Consider the following 19,089-nt stretch of genomic DNA (forward strand, 5'->3'; position numbering starts at 1 on the left):
TTGCCGTATTAAAATTCGACAGATAGACTAGGCGCTCCGTATTCTGTCCCATCAAATTAGAATGAGTTGCCATGAACGAACGTCGTGCCTTGGGCTTTGGCCTTTCCGCAGTACTGCTGTGGTCAACGGTCGCTACTGCTTTTAAGCTGACCCTTGCTGAGTTTTCACCGATTCAAATGCTGACCATTGCCAGTATTGTGTCGTCGATTGCGCTGATCGCAGTCTGCGCCTTTCAAGGTAAGCTCTCTCAGCTGAGTACAACGTTCCTTTCAAACCCTTGGTATTACCTGCTGCTCGGCTTGGTTAACCCATTGGCTTATTACCTGATTCTATTCAAAGCCTACGACCTGCTGCCCGCTTCTCAAGCTCAAGCCATCAACTACAGCTGGGCTATCACGCTAACCTTAATGGCGGCGGTTTTTCTGGGGCAAAAGATTCGTAAGCAAGATTGGATTGCGTGTACCTTCAGCTATGCGGGTGTGGTAGTTATTGCCACCAAAGGCGATGTGTTAGGCATGCAGTTCGATAGCCCACTCGGTGTGGCACTGGCGCTGCTTTCTACTCTGCTTTGGGCAGGATATTGGATTCTCAACACCAAAAACAAGGCTGACCCAGTGGTTGGCGTACTGCTTGGTTTCTTAGTGGCATTACCTTTCGCGATCGGTTTAACCCTTTTTGAAGGCGAGAGCTTTAGCCAAATTACGGCGAAGGGTTGGATGGCGGTGACTTACGTTGGTCTGTTCGAGATGGGCATTACCTTTGTATTATGGTTATCAGCACTCAAGCTAACCAACAATACGGCGCGTATCAGCAACCTAATTTTTGCCTCGCCGTTTATCTCGTTGATGCTACTTTCCACTATTATCGGCGAAGAGATTCACCCAGCGACCCTGTTTGGCTTGGTACTGATCATTGCTGGCTTAGTGATTCAACAGATCAAGTTTTCAAAAAACAAACCGGCGTAAATAAGAGCTAAAAGATTCAATTGAGCACGAAAAGCTATCGATAAAGTCGAATCTAGAGCTAGAGCACAATGTTAGATACAAAAATGGCGAGTCGTATGACTCGCCATTTTTATATAATTTAAAATCTAGTGAGTAAGCTAAAAGCTTAAACCCACTGACCAGCAGTAAAGCCTGAACTCCAACACCATTGGAAGTTGTAACCACCAAGCCAGCCCGTTACGTCCATCACCTCACCAATGAAATAGAGGCCAGACACGCTCTTACATTCCATGGTTTTTGAAGATAGGTGATTGGTGTCCACGCCACCTAGAGTTACTTCGGCAGTACGGTAACCTTCGGTGCCGTTTGGCGCGATTTTCCAGTTCTCTAAATGCTCTACAATGTCATTCAGCTGTTTTTCATTGAACTGCTTGAGCGGCTTGTCTTCAAGCTCTTTGCGGTCAATCAGTACTTCTACAAAACGCTTTGGTAATGCTTTCGCTAAGGTGTTTTTCAGGCTCTGATTTGGGTGTTTCTCTCGAGAGTTTTCAAGTAGTTCAGCAACGTCCACTTCTGGTACTAGATTAATCGAAACCGATTGACCCGCTTTCCAGAACGAAGAAATTTGCAATACCGAAGGACCCGATAGGCCGCGGTGAGTAAACAGCAACGCTTCTTTGAACAAGGTTCCGTCTTGCGCGGTGATCTCAGCAGGAATCGCGATTCCTGAAAGCTCAGCGAAATCTTCTTTATCTTCTTTATGCAGAGTAAATGGTACTAAGCCTGCGGTAGTTGGCATCACAGACAAACCAAATTGCTCGGCAATCTTGTAGCCAAATGGCGTTGCGCCCAGCTTAGGCATCGACAAACCACCTGTCGCCACAACCAGTGAGTCACACTCAACTTCGTCGGTATTGAGGTGCATCTTGAAGCCAGCGTCTGTTTTTTCGATGGAGTGAACATCACAACGGTAGCGTTGTTCGACTTTCGCCTGCTTACACTCGTCAAGCAGCATGCTCACGATATCTTTTGCTGTGTGGTCATTCACACAGAACAACTGGCCGTGATCACGCTCTTCGAACTCAATACCGTACTTGCTCACCATCGAGATAAAATCCCAGTTGGTGTATTGAGATAAAGCTGACTTCACGAAGTGAGGGTTGTTACACAGGAAGTTGTTGGCTGAAACATCATAGTTAGTGAAGTTACAACGGCCGCCACCTGAGATTAAAATTTTTCTGCCTGGTTTCTTTGCATGATCAACCACCAGCACTCGTCGGCCACGTTTACCCGCTTCCGCAGCACACATTAAGCCCGCGGCGCCCGCACCAATTACGATTACATCAAACTTTTCACTCATTGGGGTTCTGCTTTCTTCACTTTTGCACCTCGAGTACGCCCTGTTCTCGAAATGCCATCAATAAAAAAGGATGTGCATAAACAGCACATCCTTACTAATTGCTCGCTATTCTAGCGGCAATTTTAAACTTTGCAATTGATGTTCAATTGTACAATTTGCAGACAGCAGCAAAACCACTACTTGGCTTAGCGAACCAACAACCGAAGCTTTACACCAAAACCTAAACTCTACTTCACACGTACTAAATAACTTAGACGATGAAAGAAGACAGCAAGGTTACACCTAGCAGAGCGGAAGAGAGTATGAATAACTGTCTTACGCGATCGCACTTCGAAGTAAAAACTTCGTCATGATGATGGTGATACTCTTTGCTTTTGATGTAACTGAACAGGCGAACCTGTTTGGTCATATTGCCATGGGTTGTGAAAAAACCGCCTCCGTCTACTTGTTGATAAAGTAGAGGATGCGCTTCTCGCATAATATAAATGAGCGTTCTTAGCGCAGTAAAGTAACGCGCCCAGTTCACGCAAGTCACAACCATTAGTGCAAATAGAATAGTGTCGCCGCTGATCATCCTTTCCTCCCTACATCTTCATAAGAAAACTCAAAAGAAAAAGATAATCAGTGTCTTTTTCGTACTACCTAAACGGCAGGAGCTTCCATAATTGAAGATGAACCATCTTTTGCCAATTGCGCTAGGTCTTTATCAATAAAAAACAGTGCTTTACCGTCTTCACCAACAAGCTCTAGCTTATCCAATACACCTTTAAACAACTTCTCTTCTTCGTGTTGCTCTGCAACGTACCATTGCAGGAAGTTAAAGGTTGAGTAGTCTTGTGTGCTGAAAGCAACGTGAGCCAGTTTGTTGATCTTTTCAGTAATCATCTGCTCATGTTCATAAGTTTCACGGAACACTGCACCAAGGCTTTCGAATTCGTGTTTCGGTGCTTCAATCGAACCCAGAATTGGCATTGCACCGGTTTCGCTTACGTAAGTGAAAAGACGCTGCATATGTTCCATTTCTTCTACTGCATGAACACGCAGAAACTCTGCTGCACCTTCAAATCCTTTGTCTTCACACCAAGCACTCATTTGTAAGTATAGATTGGATGAGAAAAATTCTAGGTTAATTTGATCATTCAGTTGCTCAACCATAGTTTTTGACAGCATTTAAGACTCCTAATTACATCCTCAATTTTCTCTACTATATCACTATTTAATGAATATCTCGCAGGCCATTAGTTAACCAATATTTCGAGCTGTCATTACGCAAGACAGTGGATATGAGATCACTTCAGCAAAAAAAACCATCGCATAGTGCTAATCTTAAATCAGACAATGAATAAAGGAGGTAGCGATATGAGTTACAAACATATTTTGGTCGCGGTCGATTTATCAGAAGACAGCAAATTAATTGTGGATAAAGCGGTAGCATTGGCTAAGCCATTGGAAGCCAAAGTCTCTTTTATCCATATCGATATTAACTACGCAGAGCTGTATACCGGCCTGATTGATATCAACATGGCCGAAACCCAGCACAACGCGATGGAAGCGTCTCGTATTCAGCTGCAAAATTTTGCGGAGCACGCCCAATACCCGATCACCCATACCCTAGTAGGCAGTGGTGATTTGAGTCATGAGCTGTGTGACACCATCAACGAGTTCAATGTTGATCTCGTGGTTTGCGGTCACCATCAAGACTTTTGGAGCAAGCTGCTCTCTTCAACACGCCAACTGATCAACGCCTCTCCGGTTGATATGCTGGTCGTGCCTCTAAGAGATTCAGAAGACTAATGATTTAAGGTTAGGTAACATACAGCTCATATCTTATTAACGAAGTTTTACTATGAGCTATTTAGCTGGTGTTACCCTCCTATGGGCCTTCTCCTTTAGCCTGATCGGCGTTTACCTTGCGGGTCAGGTTGATTCTTGGTTCTCTGTTTTAATGCGTGTTGCCCTTGCTGGCGTCGTATTTCTTCCTTTCCTAAAGTTTCGCGGCGTATCGCGTAAGCTGATCGCTAAATTGATGGCAATTGGTGGTATCCAGCTTGGCCTGATGTACTGCTTCTACTATCAGTCTTTCTTACTGCTATCCGTTCCTGAAGTCCTTTTGTTTACTGTCTTTACCCCAATTTACGTCACGCTTATTTATGACTTTCTCAAAGGGCAATTCTCTCCGTGGTACCTAGTGACAGCGGCAATTGCGGTATTGGGCGCGGTATTCATTAAGTTCGCAGGTATTAACGAAAACTTTTTAGTCGGCTTCCTCGTCGTGCAAGGCGCGAACCTGTGCTTTGCTATTGGTCAGGTGGGCTACAAGGTGGTGATGGAGAAGGAATCGACCGAGTTGCCTCAGCGAACCGTATTTGGTTACTTCTACTTAGGGGCGCTATGTGTCGCGTCAGTGGCTTTCATGCTACTAGGCAACCCAGAGAAACTGCCCACCACCACACTTCAATGGGGAATCCTGATCTACCTTGGCTTGATTGCGTCGGGGCTGGGTTACTTTATGTGGAATAAAGGCGCGTGCATGGTGAATGCTGGCGCGCTGGCAGTGATGAACAATGCCTTGGTTCCTGCTGGTCTGGTGGTGAATATCCTGATTTGGAACAGAGATGTCGATTTGGTTCGCTTGTCTATTGGTGGCGCCGTTATCTTATTCTCTTTATTCGTCAATGAGACGTGGGTGAAGAAGCGCGTAGCAAGATCCGCAAGCAACGCTTAGCTGATTTGAACGAGCTACATGAGTCAGCTCGGATAACCCCAAAAAGCAAAAGAGCGACCTAAGGTCGCTCTTTTTAAATCATCGCTGTAGCAATAAACCATTCAAATCAACGTCAGTGGATTTGATTGTGGCTCACTACCTGAGTCTTGGTTTCAGTGAAGGCAACATCATCAAGTTGTAGGTTGATTCGTTCCAATTCACTTTCCAGCTTCTGACTTTTCTTAAACAGCTTTTGCTGCTTCTTAATCATCTTCGCCAGTTTCTTATTGTACTTCTCTTGTTTCTTAGCCGCTTTCTTCGCTTGTTTGAGTTCAGCTTTCTCATCACCGCTCGCCTTCGCCATCAGTTTTTTCAGCTTGGCTTTTTTCTGTGCGGCTTCTTTTTTGGCAAGCTCAGGGGCCATATCAGCGGCGGCTGGATCGAACATTTGTACGCTCGGTTCAATTGCCTCGTTGATTTCCGCAAGCGACAGTTCTGGTGCAGGTAATGTTTCCGCTAGCAGGCCGCATGCGACTTTCTCTTCAACGGGTTTGTTTTGACAACCAAGAGGTGGAATTGCGGTGGGTTTGCATAGATTCGCTTGATCCGCCGAAGAACGCGCGCAAGAACGACACACGAACTTAGGTTCAGTCACTAAGCTGTGGATCTCGCCCAAGTGTTCGGTAATATCTCGACGGTTTAACTTACAAAAGCGTTTAGCCATGCTTCAACTCCAGCTAAGAATAATAATGATTCTTAGTTAGATATACATCTGTAACGCGACTATCGCAAGTGTTAAATGGCAATTTATCGTATTTATGACGGGAAATTTTCTTAGCGTGTATCTAAGTTATTGATGCTTCAATTAAGTCATTGATGCTTTCACATAGACGTCAAAACGGTTCTTTTTAGTTTCGATCGCCATGCTCGGTTTTTGCTCGTCTAACCAAGCTGCGTAATCCGGTCTTTTAACCACAACTCGCTTCGATGCCAACTTCATCGCTGGCTCAAATAGGCCATCAGCATCCAGATCGGCACCCACCAAAGATTGGAATACGCGCATCTCTTTTTTGACCAGAGCCGATTTCTTTTTGTTCTCTGGGTGTGGGTACATAGGGTCGAGGTACACCACATCAGGTTGTTCAAAGTCAGGATCGTTACTGAGCTTGTCTAAAGCATCGTGACTGGATCCGTGAATCAACTTCATGCGTTCAGTTACCCAACCACCGATATCTGGGTCTTGTTGCGCTCGCTGCAAGCCATCATCAAGCAGTGCGGCCACAACGGGGTGACGCTCGACCATTTGCACCTTACAACCTAGAGAAGCCAACACAAACGCATCGCGCCCTAAGCCTGCAGTACCATCAAGAATAGTTGGCGTTGCGCCTTTGTTTAAACCAGCTGCTTTGGCAATCGCCTGACCTTTGCCACCACCAAACTTACGTCTGTGACCAACCGCACCGCCCACTAAATCAACAAAGATAGCGCCAAGCTTGGGCTCATCGACTTTACGTAGCTCAAGTCGCTCACTAGTCAGTACCAAAGCAAAATCGCTGCTTTCATCATGAGATAAGTTCCAGCGGGTCGTTAAGTCATTCAAATGATCGATTTGGGTAGCATCTTCGCAAATCAGTTGTAGTTGCAAGGTCGTCTCCAACAGACAGTAGTATTCAAAACAAAAGAGGCAACCAGTTTACCTGATTGCCTCAACAATACATATTAGCGGTGAAAAGTATTCCCAGCTAAAGTCGGCTTACCTAAACCAATGGCTCTGTCTCTCGCTCTTGTCTTAACTCTTCAACAAGCTCTGCGAGTGGCTTAGGTCGCCCTATGATGTAGCCCTGCGCGTAGTTCACACCCAGTTCGATAAGCTTGTCGATAATCTGGGTATTTTCAACGAACTCAGCCACGGTGTGCTTGCCCATCTGCTTGGCAAGATCATTGATCGAGCGAACCATCACATGGTCCATCTCATTCACATCAATATCACGTACAAACAAGCCATCGATCTTCACAATATCGACAGGCAGCTTTTTCAGATAGCCAAATGACGATAGCCCTGAGCCAAAATCATCCAATGCAATCATGCAGCCAAGCTCTTTGATTCGAGTGAAGAACTTGATCGCCTGCTTCATGTTACTCATGGCCGCTGTTTCGGTGATCTCTAAACAAATCTTATGACACGGTATCGATGAATCGCTCAGGCTATCTATCAAAAATTCGACAAACTCACGGTTACCCATCGAGTGACCGGAAAGATTGATTGAACACATCCCCAGTTCCTCAATAACCTCAGGGCGTTGCTCCAACCAACCCAAGGTTTGACTGACGACTTGGCGGTCAATCAAATGCGCGATGTTATAACGCTCTGAGGCTGGCATGAAGATCCCCGGGGAGATGTATTCCCCTTGGATGTTCTTGATGCGGACCAAGATTTCAAAGTGCATTTTATCGCTGTCTTCATCTAGGCCAAGAATTCGCTGCGCAAACAACTCTAAGCGATCGTTAGCCAAGGCCTCATGCACTAGGTTAACGCACTCCATCTCAAGATGGCGACGACGCAGGTCTTCATCATCTTGATGGTAAAGATGATAGCGATTGCGACCTTCTTCTTTAGCGGCATGACAAGCTGCATCCGCCTGAGCGTGCACCATCTGTGGTGAAGCTGCTGTATGGTCGATCAATCGAATACCGATAGAGCACGTCAGGTTGAGTCGAATATCATCCCACAAGAATGGATTCTCACTCATCATCGAGATAATACTGCGACACACATTCACCGCATCTCGTTCAGTACAGTCTTTCATCAGCACAGCAAACTCATCACCACCCATTCGCGCTAACACCGCATTGTAAGGCAGTACGTCTTCTAGCAGTTTGGCGCTAAACAAGATCGCAGCATCACCCGCTTCATGTCCTGCGGTATCGTTCAGCACTTTCAGCTGATCCAAATCTAGGAACAACATTGCGTGAGTTCGCATGTGGCTCTCAACCTCTTTCAGCGCCTTTTGCAGCTCTTGCTCAAAGTGGTTTCGGTTAAAGGTGTCAGTCAGTAGGTCATAGCGAGCCTGATACTCTAGCTTTTCAGAAAGCTCGTGCGTTTCGGTGATGTCTTCACCCACAATCAACAGCTGATCAGACTCCACCAACGGGCGGATATTTTCACGAATCCAGCTCTTGCTGCCGTCGGCATGGCGATATTCGATATCACGACGCCACACACCACGAATCTTATGCTGAGGTTGCAGCAAGATATGACGAGGAATCATCGCGTTCTCATCAACATAGAATTCTCTAGGGCGATGGCCCAACAACTGATCGAGAGGGTATCCCAAAAGCTCTTCGGCAAACTGGTTCACTTGTTGAATGCGATTATTGCCATCGAGCGTAATCATCATCACCGGCTGTTTGTCGTAATACAGCTTCAAGTTTGCTTCACGTTGGAACAGCTTATTCTCAGCAAGCTTACGTGAGGTCACGTCGCGCGCCTCAAAGAGAAACTGAATGTCTTCGTCTTCACTGCCCGGCATCGGCTTCAATGAAATATCCAACACCATCGCACCGCGATCTCGACACCACACCTCGGCTTCAAATCGTAAGGCTGGGTGCTCACTTTTTGCGATGAAATATTCGGCTAGCACTTCTCGCGCAGAACTTTCCCAATGTTGGTGTTGTTGCAGCGGCGTTCCCAGTTTATAGCCTTGATTATAAAGCAGCTCATGTAACTTGCTGTTACTCGACAGCAGCACGCCACCCTTATCAATGATGCCCATAAATTGCAGGCTCTGATCAAATATCGACTCCAACAGTCGTTGGCTTTGGCGACTTGCACGTTCGCTCTTCTTCAGACGGTTAAGGTAATACACCAACACCGCGATAACACACGACATGCTCAAGAACATTAAACCGATGGTGCGAATTTCATCGCGATAGCGCATTAAGAATGACTTCGGCTTATTGAGGAAGGTTACTGAGGCTTCATTCTCTGCACCCAAATCCCAACGTGAGATCTGTTGGTAATCGAGTTTGATTTCTGGCGCGCCAGCAACCACCAATGGCAATGGAGCCTTAGGATTGTTCAGCACACTCAACAGCACGCGCCCCGTGTCTCGACCTTGCGTTTCTCCACTGTGGATCACGCCACCAATCGCACCAAACCCAAGCCCTAAATCATGCACAATATACAATGGCATCTGAGTTTTTTTGTTGAGCTGACGCCAGTCTTCTTTGCTGCTGACCCGACCATTGATGTCGCGGTAGTAGGCCCAGAACAACAAGCTTTTAGTTAGATCAGCGCGTTGCGCGAACGTCATCAGTTCTTGATAAGAATCAGGCGTATATTGCTCCACCATCCCAGAAAACTCAGGGCGTTTTTGTAGAAATAAATCCACTTGAGCGCGAATAGCTTCACCCGTTACCGAGTGATCGGTAACCACGTAAACTTTTTTAACCGTCGATTGAAGTCGATTGATCAGCTCAATATTGCTCGCCATATCAATATCTTCAGTGATACCGGTTGCGTGCAAGCCTTCAATCATTTGCGGAGAAAAATTGTTGATGCCACCAAAAATAACGGGCGTGCCATTGAGTTCGGGCGCTAAGCGTTTCATCAGATTGAGGGCGTTATTATCACTGACGACTACAGCGGCAAACTCTTCATGCGACAGCTTAGTGCGGTATAGCTGATAAATTCGCTCTAAGTATTCAGCGTTTTGAGTTCGCTTGGTATCGAGATAAACAACCCGGTAAGATAACCCATCGCGATCGAGCTCATCAGATAGTCCTTTATGGAAATCATCTGTCCAGAAAAAGCCTTGATGATAAGAGTGAATAACCAACACATCTTTTGCCTGAGCTGAAGCAAAAACACTCCAACACATCACAATAAAAAATAACGAAAATCGCACTGAATTCACCCTAACCCTATAGTTACTGCTAATATTATCACCCTTGGCTATGATGTGTACTCAAGCCGGTATGTTTTTCATTCAACCTAAGGATTATGCATGTCCACAACCACAGCTCGTCTAGATGATCTAGACCGTGCCATTCTCAAAACCTTGATGGAAGATGCACGAACTCCTTACGCTGAAATGGCAAAGCAGTTCGATGTCAGCCCTGCGACGATTCACGTTCGCATCGAAAAGATGAGATCGGCAGACATTATCGAGCGAACGGAAGTTGTGGTAAACACCAAAAAACTGGGTTACGACGTGTGTTGCTTTATTGGCATCAACCTTAATGCTGCCAAAGATTACCACTCGGCGATCGCTAAGCTGAATGCCTTAGACGAAGTGGTTGAGGCGTACTACACCACTGGTGCTTACAATATCTTTGTAAAGCTGATGTGTAAGTCGATAGAAGAGCTGCAGTTTGTATTGATCGATAAGCTGCAAGCGATCGATGAAGTTCAGTCGACAGAGACACTGATTTCATTGCAGAACCCTATCAACCGCAATGTGAATCCATAACATTGATTCGCCTTGCTTGGCATAACGCACAGACAAAAAAAGAGCCTCTAACTAGAGGCTCTTTTCGCAATAAACTAGATAGTTACCGTGATTATGCGTTGATTCCCGCGTGGCGCAGCATTGCGTCGATTTGTGGCTCACGACCACGGAAGCGTTTGAACAGCTCCATTGGCTCTTCACTGCCACCCATTTCAAGGATGTTGTTCAGGAAGCGATTACCCGTTTCAGTGTTGAAGATACCCTCTTCTTCAAATGCTGAGAACGCATCTGCCGATAGCACTTCTGCCCACAGGTAGCTGTAGTAGCCCGCGCTGTAACCACCAGCAAAGATATGACCAAAGCTGTGTGAGAAACGGTTCCAATCTAGGCTTGGCAGTACCGACACCTTAGACTTAACATCCGCTAGCGTTTCTAGTACGCGAGCACCCACTTCAGGGTCGTATTCTGTGTGTAGCGTGAAATCGAACAAACCAAGCTCTAGCTGACGCAGGATAAACATCGCAGATTGGAAGTTCTTCGCCGCTAGCATCTTCTCTAGCATCTCTTTTGGTAGCGCTTCACCCGTTTCGAAGTGACCAGAGATGAACGACAGCGCTTCTTCTTCCCAACACCAGTTTTCTAGGAACTGACTTGGTAATTCAACCGCATCCCAAGGCACGCCATTGATACCCGCAACTGCGCCCGCTTCTACTTGCGTCAGCATGTGGTGGATACCGTGACCGAATTCGTGGAACAAGGTCACCACTTCATCGTGAGTAAACAGTGCTGGCTTATCACCAACTGGCTTATTGAAGTTACACGTTAGGTAAGCAACCGGGGTCTGTAGCTCGCCAGATTCGGTAATGCGACGACCACGACAGTCATCCATCCAAGCGCCACCACGTTTGTGTTCACGTGCGTATAGATCTAGGTAGAAGCTACCACGCAGTGTTCCAGTCGCATCAAAGATATCAAAGAAACGCACTGACTCATGCCAAGTGTCTACGCCTTGACGCTCTGTTACCGACATACCAAACACGCGGTTCAGTACCTCAAACAGACCTGAAACCACATTAGATTCTGGGAAGTAAGGACGAAGCTCTTCATCAGAGATCTCGAACAGTTTCTGTTTTTGTTTCTCACTGTAGTAAGCGATGTCCCACAGGTTTAGCTCAGAGACACCAAATTCTTTCTCAGCAAACTGGCGTAGCTCTTCAACTTCTCGCTCACCTTGCGGTTTGGCTTTTACTGCTAGGTCGTTTAGGAAGCCAAGCACTTGGTCTGGCGTTTCTGCCATCTTAGTCGACAGTGATTTTTCGCTGTAAGTACTGAAACCAAGCATGCGCGCGATCTCGTGGCGCAGCTTAAGTTGCTCGGTGATGATCTCAGTGTTGTCCCACTTACCTGCGTTTGGACCGCGATCTGAAGCGCGCGTTACGTACGCTTCATAAAGCTCTTTACGCAGTTCTTGGTTATCACAGTAGGTCATCACAGGTAGGTATGATGGGATATCTAGAGTCAGTAGGTAACCTTCTTGCTCTTTAGATTCGGCCGCCGCTTGAGCTGCCGCCAGTGCCGATTCAGGCATACCCGCCAGCTCAGCTACGTCTGTGATCTGCTTGCTCCAACCCATAGTTGCATCAAGCACGTTGTTTGAGAATTGAGAGCCTAGCTCAGACTGACGCTTGCTGATCTCGCCGTAACGGTGCTGTTCATCTGCAGGTAAGCCAATGCCCGACAATTCAAAGTCGCGCAGTGCGTCGGTAATAGTTTTTTGTTGAGCTCGGTTCAGTGCAGAGAATGCTTCACTCGCCTTGATCGCTTTATACGCTTCGAACAAGCCTTTGTGTTGGCCAACCCAAGTGCCGTATTCAGATAGCACAGGTAAGCAGCTCTCATACGCTTCACGCAGTTCGTCACTGTTCACGACAGAGTTCATATGGCTTACAGGTGACCAAATGCGACCTAAACGATCATCCACTTCTTCAATTGGAGCAACTAGGTTGTCCCAGCTTGGTGAAGTATTACCTTCAAGTACTTGTTCTATCTTGTTGCGACACGCTTCAATCACTTGCTCAACTGCAGGCTTTACGTGCTCTGGCTTGATCTGTGAAAACGGAGGTAAGTCCGTGAAGGTTAATAGCGGATTAGACATATAAACATTCCTTTGGCTTTAGAGACTTTCGTCTTTTTTGTAATGAGGTCGTCTTACAGTCATCAGGCTAAAGTTCGCCCTAAAAAATCACCTGCGAATAGTTATTAAATAGTGCCCATAAAGGCAAATTTCAATAGTAGAACCAATAACTAACTGCAGATAGCTGACGACTGTCCCTGAATTGTTCGAGAATTTATGGTCCATTGAGGGTTATAATAGTCTGATTAACCCCACCTACACTAACCACACTCTAAATCGAGAGTGTTACGAGAGTTTAATTTGTTAAGTTATCGCCACAGCTTCCACGCAGGTAACCATGCCGACGTAGTAAAGCATATCGTACAGAGCCTTATTCTTAATTCTTTGAAACAAAAGGATAAGCCTTTTGTTTATCATGACACTCACTCTGGTGTAGGTCGTTACGACTTAACGCATGAATGGTCTGAAAAAACCGGTGAATACAAGCAAGGTATTGCTCGTGTGTGGGAGCAAACAGACCTTCCTGAAGACATTCAAAGCTACCTTGAGTCTATTTCCATTCTCAATAATGGCGAGAAACTGCGTTACTACCCGGGTTCTCCACGTGTTGCACGTGCACACCTGCGTGACCAAGACCGCATGGTACTGACTGAGCTTCACCCAGCCGATCACCCGCTGCTTGAGCAAGAGTTCCACCGTGATCGTCAGGTATCTATCTACAAAGAAGATGGTTTTAAGCGCTTAAAGGGCAGCCTGCCACCAAAAGAACGTCGTGGTTTAGTACTGATCGACCCGCCTTACGAGCTGGCAAAAGAGTACCGTGATGTCGTGACTGCAATCGCTCAAAGCCACAAGCGCTGGGCAACCGGTATCTACGCAATTTGGTATCCGGTAGTAAATCGCTGTGATATCGAAGATATGATCGAAGGTCTCGAAGGCTTAGGCATCAACAAGATTCTACAAATCGAACTTGGCGTATCACCAGACACCAACGAGCGTGGCATGACGGCATCAGGCATGATCGTGATTAACCCGCCTTGGAAGCTAGAAAGCCAAATGAAAGAGATTCTTCCATTCTTGAAGGATGCAATTGCGCCGGCGACCGGTCACTTCAAAGTAGAGTGGATCGTACCCGAGTAATCTCGAACTTAACGTCATGCTCTGACAAATATTAAGCAGATTGTGACGTACACGAATAAATTTTAAACAGGGAGATTGAGTTCAACCGATCTGCCCTCAATATAATAATTAGACAATTTAAGAATCTATAGGACGTAGGTGTTCAGTGCGCTCACTGTACCCACAGCCTTCAATAAACGGAGAAAGTAATGGCGACTCATTTTGATTACATCTGTATCGGCGGCGGTTCAGGCGGCATCGCATCAGCAAACCGCGCAGCAATGCACGGTGCAAAGGTTGCACTTATCGAAGCTCAAGACCTTGGTGGTACTTGTGTAAACGTTGGTTGTGTTCCTAAAAAGGTAATGTGGCACGGCGCTCAAGTTGCTGAAGCGATCAACCTATACTCTGAAGATTACGGCTTCGACGTTGAAGTAAAAAGCTTCAACTGGAGCAAATTAATAGAAAACCGCCAAGCGTACATTGGTCGTATCCACCAATCTTACGATCGCGTTCTTGGTAACAACAAAGTAAACGTAATCAAAGGCTTTGCTAAGTTCGTTGACGAGAAGACTGTTGAAGTTAACGGTGAACACTACACCGCTGATCATATTCTGATCGCAGTAGGTGGTCGTCCAACCATTCCAAACATCCCTGGCGCAGAATACGGCATCGATTCAAACGGTTTCTTCGACCTAATGGAGCAACCTAAACGTGTTGCGGTTATCGGCGCGGGCTACATTGCTGTTGAGATCGCAGGCGTACTAAGCGCACTTGGCACAGAAACACACCTGTTCTGCCGTAAAGAATCTCCACTACGTAGCTTCGACCCAATGATCATCGAGACATTGGTTGAAGTAATGGAAGCGGAAGGCCCAACACTTCATACACACTCTGTTCCAAAAGAAGTAGTGAAAGAAGCAGACGGCACACTGACTCTACACCTAGAGAACGGCAACACTCAAAACGTTGACCACCTAATCTGGGCTATCGGTCGCCACCCAGCAACTGACGCGATCAACCTAGCATCAACTGGCGTTGAGACGAACGACCGTGGCTACATCAAGGTAGACGAGTTCCAAGCGACTAACGTTCCGGGCATCTACTGTGTTGGTGACATCATGGAAGGCGGTATCGAGCTAACACCTGTAGCAGTTAAAGCAGGTCGTCAGCTTTCTGAGCGTCTATTCAACGGTCAAACCAACGCGAAGATGGACTACAAGCTAGTTCCTACTGTTGTATTCAGCCACCCACCTATCGGCACGATCGGTCTTACGACCCAAGAAGCTGAAGAGAAGTACGGCAAAGACAACATCAAGGTTTACACATCGGGCTTCACTGCGATGTACACAGCAGTAACCAAGCACCGTCAACCTTGTAAGATGAAGCTAGTATGTGCTGGCGAAGAAGAGACTGTCGTTGGCCTACACGGCATCGGCTTCACGGTTGATGAAATGATTCAAGGCTTCGGCGTTGCAATGAAGATGGGCGCAACCAAAGCAGACTTCGACTCTGTTGTGGCGATTCACCCAACGGGCAGCGAAGAGTTTGTTACCATGCGTTAAACCTTTGTAAGTCAAGGAAATATTATGAAAAAGCCGACATCTGTCGGCTTTTTGTGTTTTTTACCGTATGTTCGAATGTTTATTAACCGAACAGCATTTTACACACTTAACTTGGAAGAAAGATCACGCTACAATCGCGCGCTATAAAATTACACGCATAAAAATAACAAATAGCTCTATTACAGAAAGGATGTACGAGTAATGAAAAAAGTGAGTATTCTCGCAGCGGCGATTGCAGTGGCTTTAACAGGTTGTGGTAGCGACAGTTCTAATTCAGGTGTCACAACACCGACAGAACCATCAACAACAACCAACAAATTTATCGATGCCGCTGTTGAAGGTATCTACTACAACACCAGTTCTGGCTTAAATGGTGTTACAAATAGCGAAGGCGAATTTACCGCTAAAACTAGCGACACGGTGACCTTCTTCATTGGCGGCGAAAACGGCTTAAAAGTAGGTGCAGCATCAAACCGTGATGTATTGACTCCATTTGAAGCTGCGGGCAAATATGCACGTGCCGTTAACCTAGCGATTTTACTTCAATCTTTAGATAACGAATTTGGTAGTTCGTCCGATGATGTGCTGACCATTCCAGATGCGCTGCGATCGCCTGATGCAACGACTCTAGCTAAGATGGAAGATCTAAGCTTAGATGATCGTGATAGCGTGATCGACTTCTTAGACGAAATGGGCGTAGACTCTGCAAACATCACTTCGGAAGAAGATGCTCTTGATCATATGCAAAATGCGTTTGGCTCAATGACTCGCGGCGAAGACACCGTTAATCCTTTTATGGCTGAAGGTAAAATCGTTCGTTATATTGATGTGACTCAAAACTCTGAAAAGTTCACCTACGTTCATGCTGATAAGCTTATGGAATCAGAAATGTTTGAACGTACTCGTGGCATGACCGAGATGACATACAAGGTGAACTCAGCTGACTCCGTCTCTATGCTGGCTGGATCGAACGATTATTCATTGTCGGAAAACTTCGCAGAACAGTACCTCACCTGTGTTTCTAACGCTGCGCACCAATGGATCGAAGAAGAAGATCCAGAAAGGAAGGGTTGTGATATTGATGGTGATAACCAAATAGACCATGAGAATGGCGATCTTACACCGGATAGTCAGTTTGTGCTCAACAACCCTTTTGCATACAGACTTCGAGATCTAGCACAGTCTTCAACGGCAGATGAAGAATTTACAAACTCGGACATCGACTGGATGCCGTTTGATGCTGAAAAGGCATCAGACCTAAACCATTACACCGCCAACCATGTTTGGGATGATGGTGAGAACGGCACGCCAAAATGGATTCGCAGCACAACCTCTGGCTCTTTTGACCCTGTGACTGGTATTTATTCCGAGATCGTTAAAAAAGAAACACTAGGCGATGACCCTAACAATGACCCATCTCGTGCAACAGAGCGCGTTGGTTACTATTATGAAGTTGATTCAAAAGATGCCGAGCGCTACGTCGACTTCACAGGTACATGGGACACCACCGCGATTTGTGGCGATGGACAAAGTGCAGTCATGAGAATGGTCTTCTCAGACTTAGCAATCACAATATCTGGCGCAGAGTGTGAAAGCCAAAATGGTGCTCCTTCATCACCGGAAGATTTGGGCGAGTCTGTTTATACTTACGCTCAATTAGCGACTATCGACTACTGGTGGTTCAACCAAGCGGGCCGCGAGTCGAAAGCAACCTTGACTGAGTTGAACACGGTCGTGCGCTTCTGTGACGCTGATGGCTATGTAGCAGGTACAGCGTGCCACGCAAACGATGAGTACTTCATTAAATGGGAATACCAACCAGCAGGCACTGATTGGGATGAGGGCCTACTGATTCGTCGTAAGATGGACAGCTTCGGTAATAGCAACGGCAGCTCTAGCATCATGCAGAAAATCAACTAATCGCTAAATTGATTCGTTTACCTCTAGATAAACCAGAAGCACGCTTCTGGTTTTTTTCATTTTTAGTATAGATGAACCTTCAAGCCCCCATCCCCGTAGATACAAAAACAAAATCTTAGCGATCCAAAACAACAACGGAGTTTGTAATGAATCTACTGATCGAATCATTTGAAGGCGGGATTTACTTGGCTTACCAAGTTATTGGCGAGCAAAAACAATTAATCAAAGATGACCACCAGCACCCTATGAAGTTTTTGAGTATTAACCAAGCACGCGATCACTTTAGCGACCAAGGCGTAGCATCGGCAATGTTGGTTCACAACAGTGCCTACGACGAGATGTGCGGTGAGCATTGTGGTAGCACACAGCCTTTCGAGATTGATTTGAAGTGGAGTTAAATCAACCTCAAATCAATCGCGATAAAAATTGAAAGGCTTGCATCAATGCAAGCCTTTCTTATGGGAGTCACTTTCACTTTTAATCACCTAGATTAGCGCGATGTCCGTTTAAGTCTTCGTTTAATGTTCTGCTCTTTCACTACAAAGTCGAATAGCGGAGCGAACAGGTTGGCGAACAAGATAGCCAGCATAATGCCCTCTGGGTAGGCTGGATTAAGCACTCGAATACCGACCGTCATCACGCCGATCAAAATCCCATAGGCCCATTTACTCTGATTGGTAAACGCGGCAGATACAGGGTCTGTTGCCATGAAGAAGGTACCAAAGGCAACACCACCCAACACAAAGTGCCAGTAAAACGGCATCGAAAACATCGAGTTAGTATCCGACCCTATCCAGTTCAGTAAACTCGACGTCACGACAAGGCCGACAATCACACCGGCGACAATGCGCCAAGACGCTATCTTCATCACAATCAAAATCAACCCCGTCAGCATGATCAGCAGTGACGACACCTCACCCATCGAACCTGGAATATTACCGATAAAGGCATCCATCCAGGTGATCGCCTCGCCAGTCATATTATTGATGAGTGACGGGCTGCCCCCCTCATACCATTGGCTCAGTGGGGTCGCGCCTGAATAGCCGTCAGCAGCAACCCATACCAACCCACCGGACATGTTGGCGGGATAGGCAAAGTAAAGGAACGCGCGTCCTGCAAGGGCTGGGTTAAGGAAATTTCGCCCTGTGCCGCCGAATAACTCTTTGGCGACAACAATACCAAAGGTGATACCTAACGCGGCTTGCCAAAGCGGGATGGTTGGCGGGAGGATGAGTGCAAACAGCACAGAGCTAACAAAAAAACCTTCATTAACTTCGTGCTTACGAACGACAGCAAACAGTACCTCCCAGAAGCCACCTACCACAAACACCGTGGCATAAACGGGTAGGAAATAGAGTGCACCAAGCAACATCTGACTTTCCCAGCCACTTGCCACCAATGACTGCGCATCACCAAATGCCCACGACAGACGCCAGCTGCTTTCAATAACCGAGGCAAGTTCGTTAAGTTGATAGCTGGAGGTTAATGCGAGGACGCTTTGGTGTCCGACGTTATACATCCCCCAGAACATTGCCGGGAAAGTCGCCAGCCATACCAGAATCATGATGCGCTTTAGGTCAATGCTGTCACGAACATGGGTTATGCCGCGGTTTACGTTTCCGGGTGTATAGAATATTGTCGCGAAAGCTTCATACACTGGGTAGAGCTTTTCGTACTTCCCTCCGGCTTCAAAGCGTGGAGCCACGTCTTCTAATCGTTTCTTTAAACTCATAATCTCAATCACCTTATTGCTTGAGTTATGGTTTTCTACGCATCAACCGTGCTATTTGAACAATTTTTAGCGATTTTTAATCAAATTCGTCTTGAAGAACGAGAGTCTAAAAGTCGAACCGATGTCGAAAAAGAGAGGCGTATAATCGAGTAGGAGGAGGC

Annotated in this window: 16 protein-coding genes; 8 read left to right on the top strand and 8 right to left on the bottom strand. The window is 46.3% G+C overall.

The window, feature by feature from the left end:
• The first annotated feature begins 71 nt into the window (after nt 1-71).
• The gene (locus AB4375_RS06085; RefSeq protein WP_017070098.1) at nt 72-965 is read left to right on the top strand and encodes a DMT family transporter; all 894 of its coding nucleotides are present in this window, start codon (nt 72-74) and stop codon (nt 963-965) included.
• A 145-nt stretch (nt 966-1,110) separates the two neighbouring features.
• Here the strand turns inward: AB4375_RS06085 and AB4375_RS06090 are convergent, their stop codons facing one another.
• The 3 genes from AB4375_RS06090 to ftnA form a co-directional block, all read right to left on the bottom strand.
• The gene (locus AB4375_RS06090; RefSeq protein WP_017070097.1) at nt 1,111-2,304 is read right to left on the bottom strand and encodes an NAD(P)/FAD-dependent oxidoreductase; all 1,194 of its coding nucleotides are present in this window, start codon (nt 2,302-2,304) and stop codon (nt 1,111-1,113) included.
• A gap of 250 nt (nt 2,305-2,554) precedes the next feature.
• Nucleotides 2,555-2,878, bottom strand: coding sequence for a universal stress protein UspB (gene uspB, locus AB4375_RS06095; protein ID WP_009848060.1), 324 nt, complete (start codon nt 2,876-2,878; stop codon nt 2,555-2,557).
• A gap of 68 nt (nt 2,879-2,946) precedes the next feature.
• Entirely contained in the window at nt 2,947-3,474 is a 528-nt protein-coding gene (gene ftnA, locus AB4375_RS06100; protein WP_017070096.1) for a non-heme ferritin, read from the bottom strand.
• Nucleotides 3,475-3,663: 189 nt separating this feature from the next.
• Here ftnA and uspA point away from each other — a divergent pair, with 189 nt between their 5' ends.
• Complete coding sequence (uspA, locus tag AB4375_RS06105) at nt 3,664-4,098, top strand: universal stress protein UspA (protein ID WP_017060149.1); 435 nt, start codon at nt 3,664-3,666, stop codon at nt 4,096-4,098.
• 52 nt (nt 4,099-4,150) lie between these two features.
• Nucleotides 4,151-5,029: a carboxylate/amino acid/amine transporter gene (locus AB4375_RS06110; protein ID WP_017060148.1), complete on the top strand. Its 879-nt coding sequence runs from the start codon at nt 4,151-4,153 to the stop codon at nt 5,027-5,029.
• Nucleotides 5,030-5,141: 112 nt separating this feature from the next.
• Here AB4375_RS06110 and AB4375_RS06115 read toward each other — a convergent pair whose 3' ends face one another.
• The 3 genes from AB4375_RS06115 to AB4375_RS06125 form a co-directional block, all read right to left on the bottom strand.
• A complete protein-coding gene (locus AB4375_RS06115) occupies nt 5,142-5,732 on the bottom strand; it encodes a hypothetical protein (protein ID WP_017060147.1) in 591 nt (196 codons plus the stop codon).
• A gap of 141 nt (nt 5,733-5,873) precedes the next feature.
• Nucleotides 5,874-6,653 carry a class I SAM-dependent methyltransferase gene (locus AB4375_RS06120; RefSeq protein ID WP_372051196.1) on the bottom strand — a complete coding sequence of 260 codons (780 nt, stop codon included), beginning with the start codon at nt 6,651-6,653 and terminating at the stop codon, nt 5,874-5,876.
• Between the two features lie 112 nt (nt 6,654-6,765).
• Nucleotides 6,766-9,888 (bottom strand): EAL domain-containing protein, encoded by a 3,123-nt coding sequence (locus tag AB4375_RS06125; protein WP_372051201.1) that lies wholly within the window; start codon nt 9,886-9,888, stop codon nt 6,766-6,768.
• 126 nt (nt 9,889-10,014) lie between these two features.
• On the opposite strand from AB4375_RS06125, the gene asnC reads away from it, so the two are divergent.
• The gene (gene asnC, locus AB4375_RS06130) at nt 10,015-10,479 is read left to right on the top strand and encodes a transcriptional regulator AsnC (protein ID WP_008218581.1); all 465 of its coding nucleotides are present in this window, start codon (nt 10,015-10,017) and stop codon (nt 10,477-10,479) included.
• A 91-nt stretch (nt 10,480-10,570) separates the two neighbouring features.
• On the opposite strand, the gene prlC is transcribed toward asnC, so the two are convergent.
• Nucleotides 10,571-12,613, bottom strand: coding sequence for an oligopeptidase A (gene prlC / locus AB4375_RS06135; RefSeq protein WP_017071475.1), 2,043 nt, complete (start codon nt 12,611-12,613; stop codon nt 10,571-10,573).
• 279 nt (nt 12,614-12,892) lie between these two features.
• Here prlC and AB4375_RS06140 point away from each other — a divergent pair, with 279 nt between their 5' ends.
• The 4 genes from AB4375_RS06140 to AB4375_RS06155 all read left to right on the top strand — a co-directional run bounded on the left by AB4375_RS06140 (nt 12,893) and on the right by AB4375_RS06155 (nt 17,594).
• Nucleotides 12,893-13,732, top strand: coding sequence for a 23S rRNA (adenine(2030)-N(6))-methyltransferase RlmJ (locus AB4375_RS06140; protein ID WP_372051197.1), 840 nt, complete (start codon nt 12,893-12,895; stop codon nt 13,730-13,732).
• 188 nt (nt 13,733-13,920) lie between these two features.
• Entirely contained in the window at nt 13,921-15,276 is a 1,356-nt protein-coding gene (gorA, locus tag AB4375_RS06145; protein WP_104216355.1) for a glutathione-disulfide reductase, read from the top strand.
• Nucleotides 15,277-15,477: 201 nt separating this feature from the next.
• Nucleotides 15,478-17,196: a hypothetical protein gene (locus AB4375_RS06150; protein ID WP_372051198.1), complete on the top strand. Its 1,719-nt coding sequence runs from the start codon at nt 15,478-15,480 to the stop codon at nt 17,194-17,196.
• Nucleotides 17,197-17,342: 146 nt separating this feature from the next.
• Nucleotides 17,343-17,594 carry a DUF6482 family protein gene (locus AB4375_RS06155; protein ID WP_017070091.1) on the top strand — a complete coding sequence of 84 codons (252 nt, stop codon included), beginning with the start codon at nt 17,343-17,345 and terminating at the stop codon, nt 17,592-17,594.
• A gap of 92 nt (nt 17,595-17,686) precedes the next feature.
• Here the strand turns inward: AB4375_RS06155 and AB4375_RS06160 are convergent, their stop codons facing one another.
• Nucleotides 17,687-18,928, bottom strand: coding sequence for an NADH:ubiquinone reductase (Na(+)-transporting) subunit B (locus AB4375_RS06160; RefSeq protein ID WP_372051199.1), 1,242 nt, complete (start codon nt 18,926-18,928; stop codon nt 17,687-17,689).
• Nucleotides 18,929-19,089: the final 161 nt, after the last annotated feature.

This window comes from Vibrio sp. 10N.261.51.C6 (assembly GCF_041471785.1).
In the GTDB taxonomy this organism is placed as follows: Bacteria; Pseudomonadota; Gammaproteobacteria; order Enterobacterales; family Vibrionaceae; genus Vibrio; species Vibrio crassostreae_C.

What these genes read in the sequence shown, in the direction of transcription:
- asnC (WP_008218581.1), top strand. Translation starts at nt 10,015, where the DNA reads ATGTCCACAACCACAGCTCGTCTAGATGATCTAGACCGTGCCATTCTC.
- AB4375_RS06115 (WP_017060147.1), bottom strand. Translation starts at nt 5,732, where the DNA reads ATGGCTAAACGCTTTTGTAAGTTAAACCGTCGAGATATTACCGAACAC.
- uspA (WP_017060149.1), top strand. Translation starts at nt 3,664, where the DNA reads ATGAGTTACAAACATATTTTGGTCGCGGTCGATTTATCAGAAGACAGC.
- AB4375_RS06110 (WP_017060148.1), top strand. Translation starts at nt 4,151, where the DNA reads ATGAGCTATTTAGCTGGTGTTACCCTCCTATGGGCCTTCTCCTTTAGC.
- AB4375_RS06150 (WP_372051198.1), top strand. Translation starts at nt 15,478, where the DNA reads ATGAAAAAAGTGAGTATTCTCGCAGCGGCGATTGCAGTGGCTTTAACA.
- AB4375_RS06090 (WP_017070097.1), bottom strand. Translation starts at nt 2,304, where the DNA reads ATGAGTGAAAAGTTTGATGTAATCGTAATTGGTGCGGGCGCCGCGGGC.
- ftnA (WP_017070096.1), bottom strand. Translation starts at nt 3,474, where the DNA reads ATGCTGTCAAAAACTATGGTTGAGCAACTGAATGATCAAATTAACCTA.
- AB4375_RS06155 (WP_017070091.1), top strand. Translation starts at nt 17,343, where the DNA reads ATGAATCTACTGATCGAATCATTTGAAGGCGGGATTTACTTGGCTTAC.
- gorA (WP_104216355.1), top strand. Translation starts at nt 13,921, where the DNA reads ATGGCGACTCATTTTGATTACATCTGTATCGGCGGCGGTTCAGGCGGC.
- AB4375_RS06160 (WP_372051199.1), bottom strand. Translation starts at nt 18,928, where the DNA reads ATGAGTTTAAAGAAACGATTAGAAGACGTGGCTCCACGCTTTGAAGCC.
- uspB (WP_009848060.1), bottom strand. Translation starts at nt 2,878, where the DNA reads ATGATCAGCGGCGACACTATTCTATTTGCACTAATGGTTGTGACTTGC.
- AB4375_RS06125 (WP_372051201.1), bottom strand. Translation starts at nt 9,888, where the DNA reads ATGTGTTGGAGTGTTTTTGCTTCAGCTCAGGCAAAAGATGTGTTGGTT.
- AB4375_RS06085 (WP_017070098.1), top strand. Translation starts at nt 72, where the DNA reads ATGAACGAACGTCGTGCCTTGGGCTTTGGCCTTTCCGCAGTACTGCTG.
- prlC (WP_017071475.1), bottom strand. Translation starts at nt 12,613, where the DNA reads ATGTCTAATCCGCTATTAACCTTCACGGACTTACCTCCGTTTTCACAG.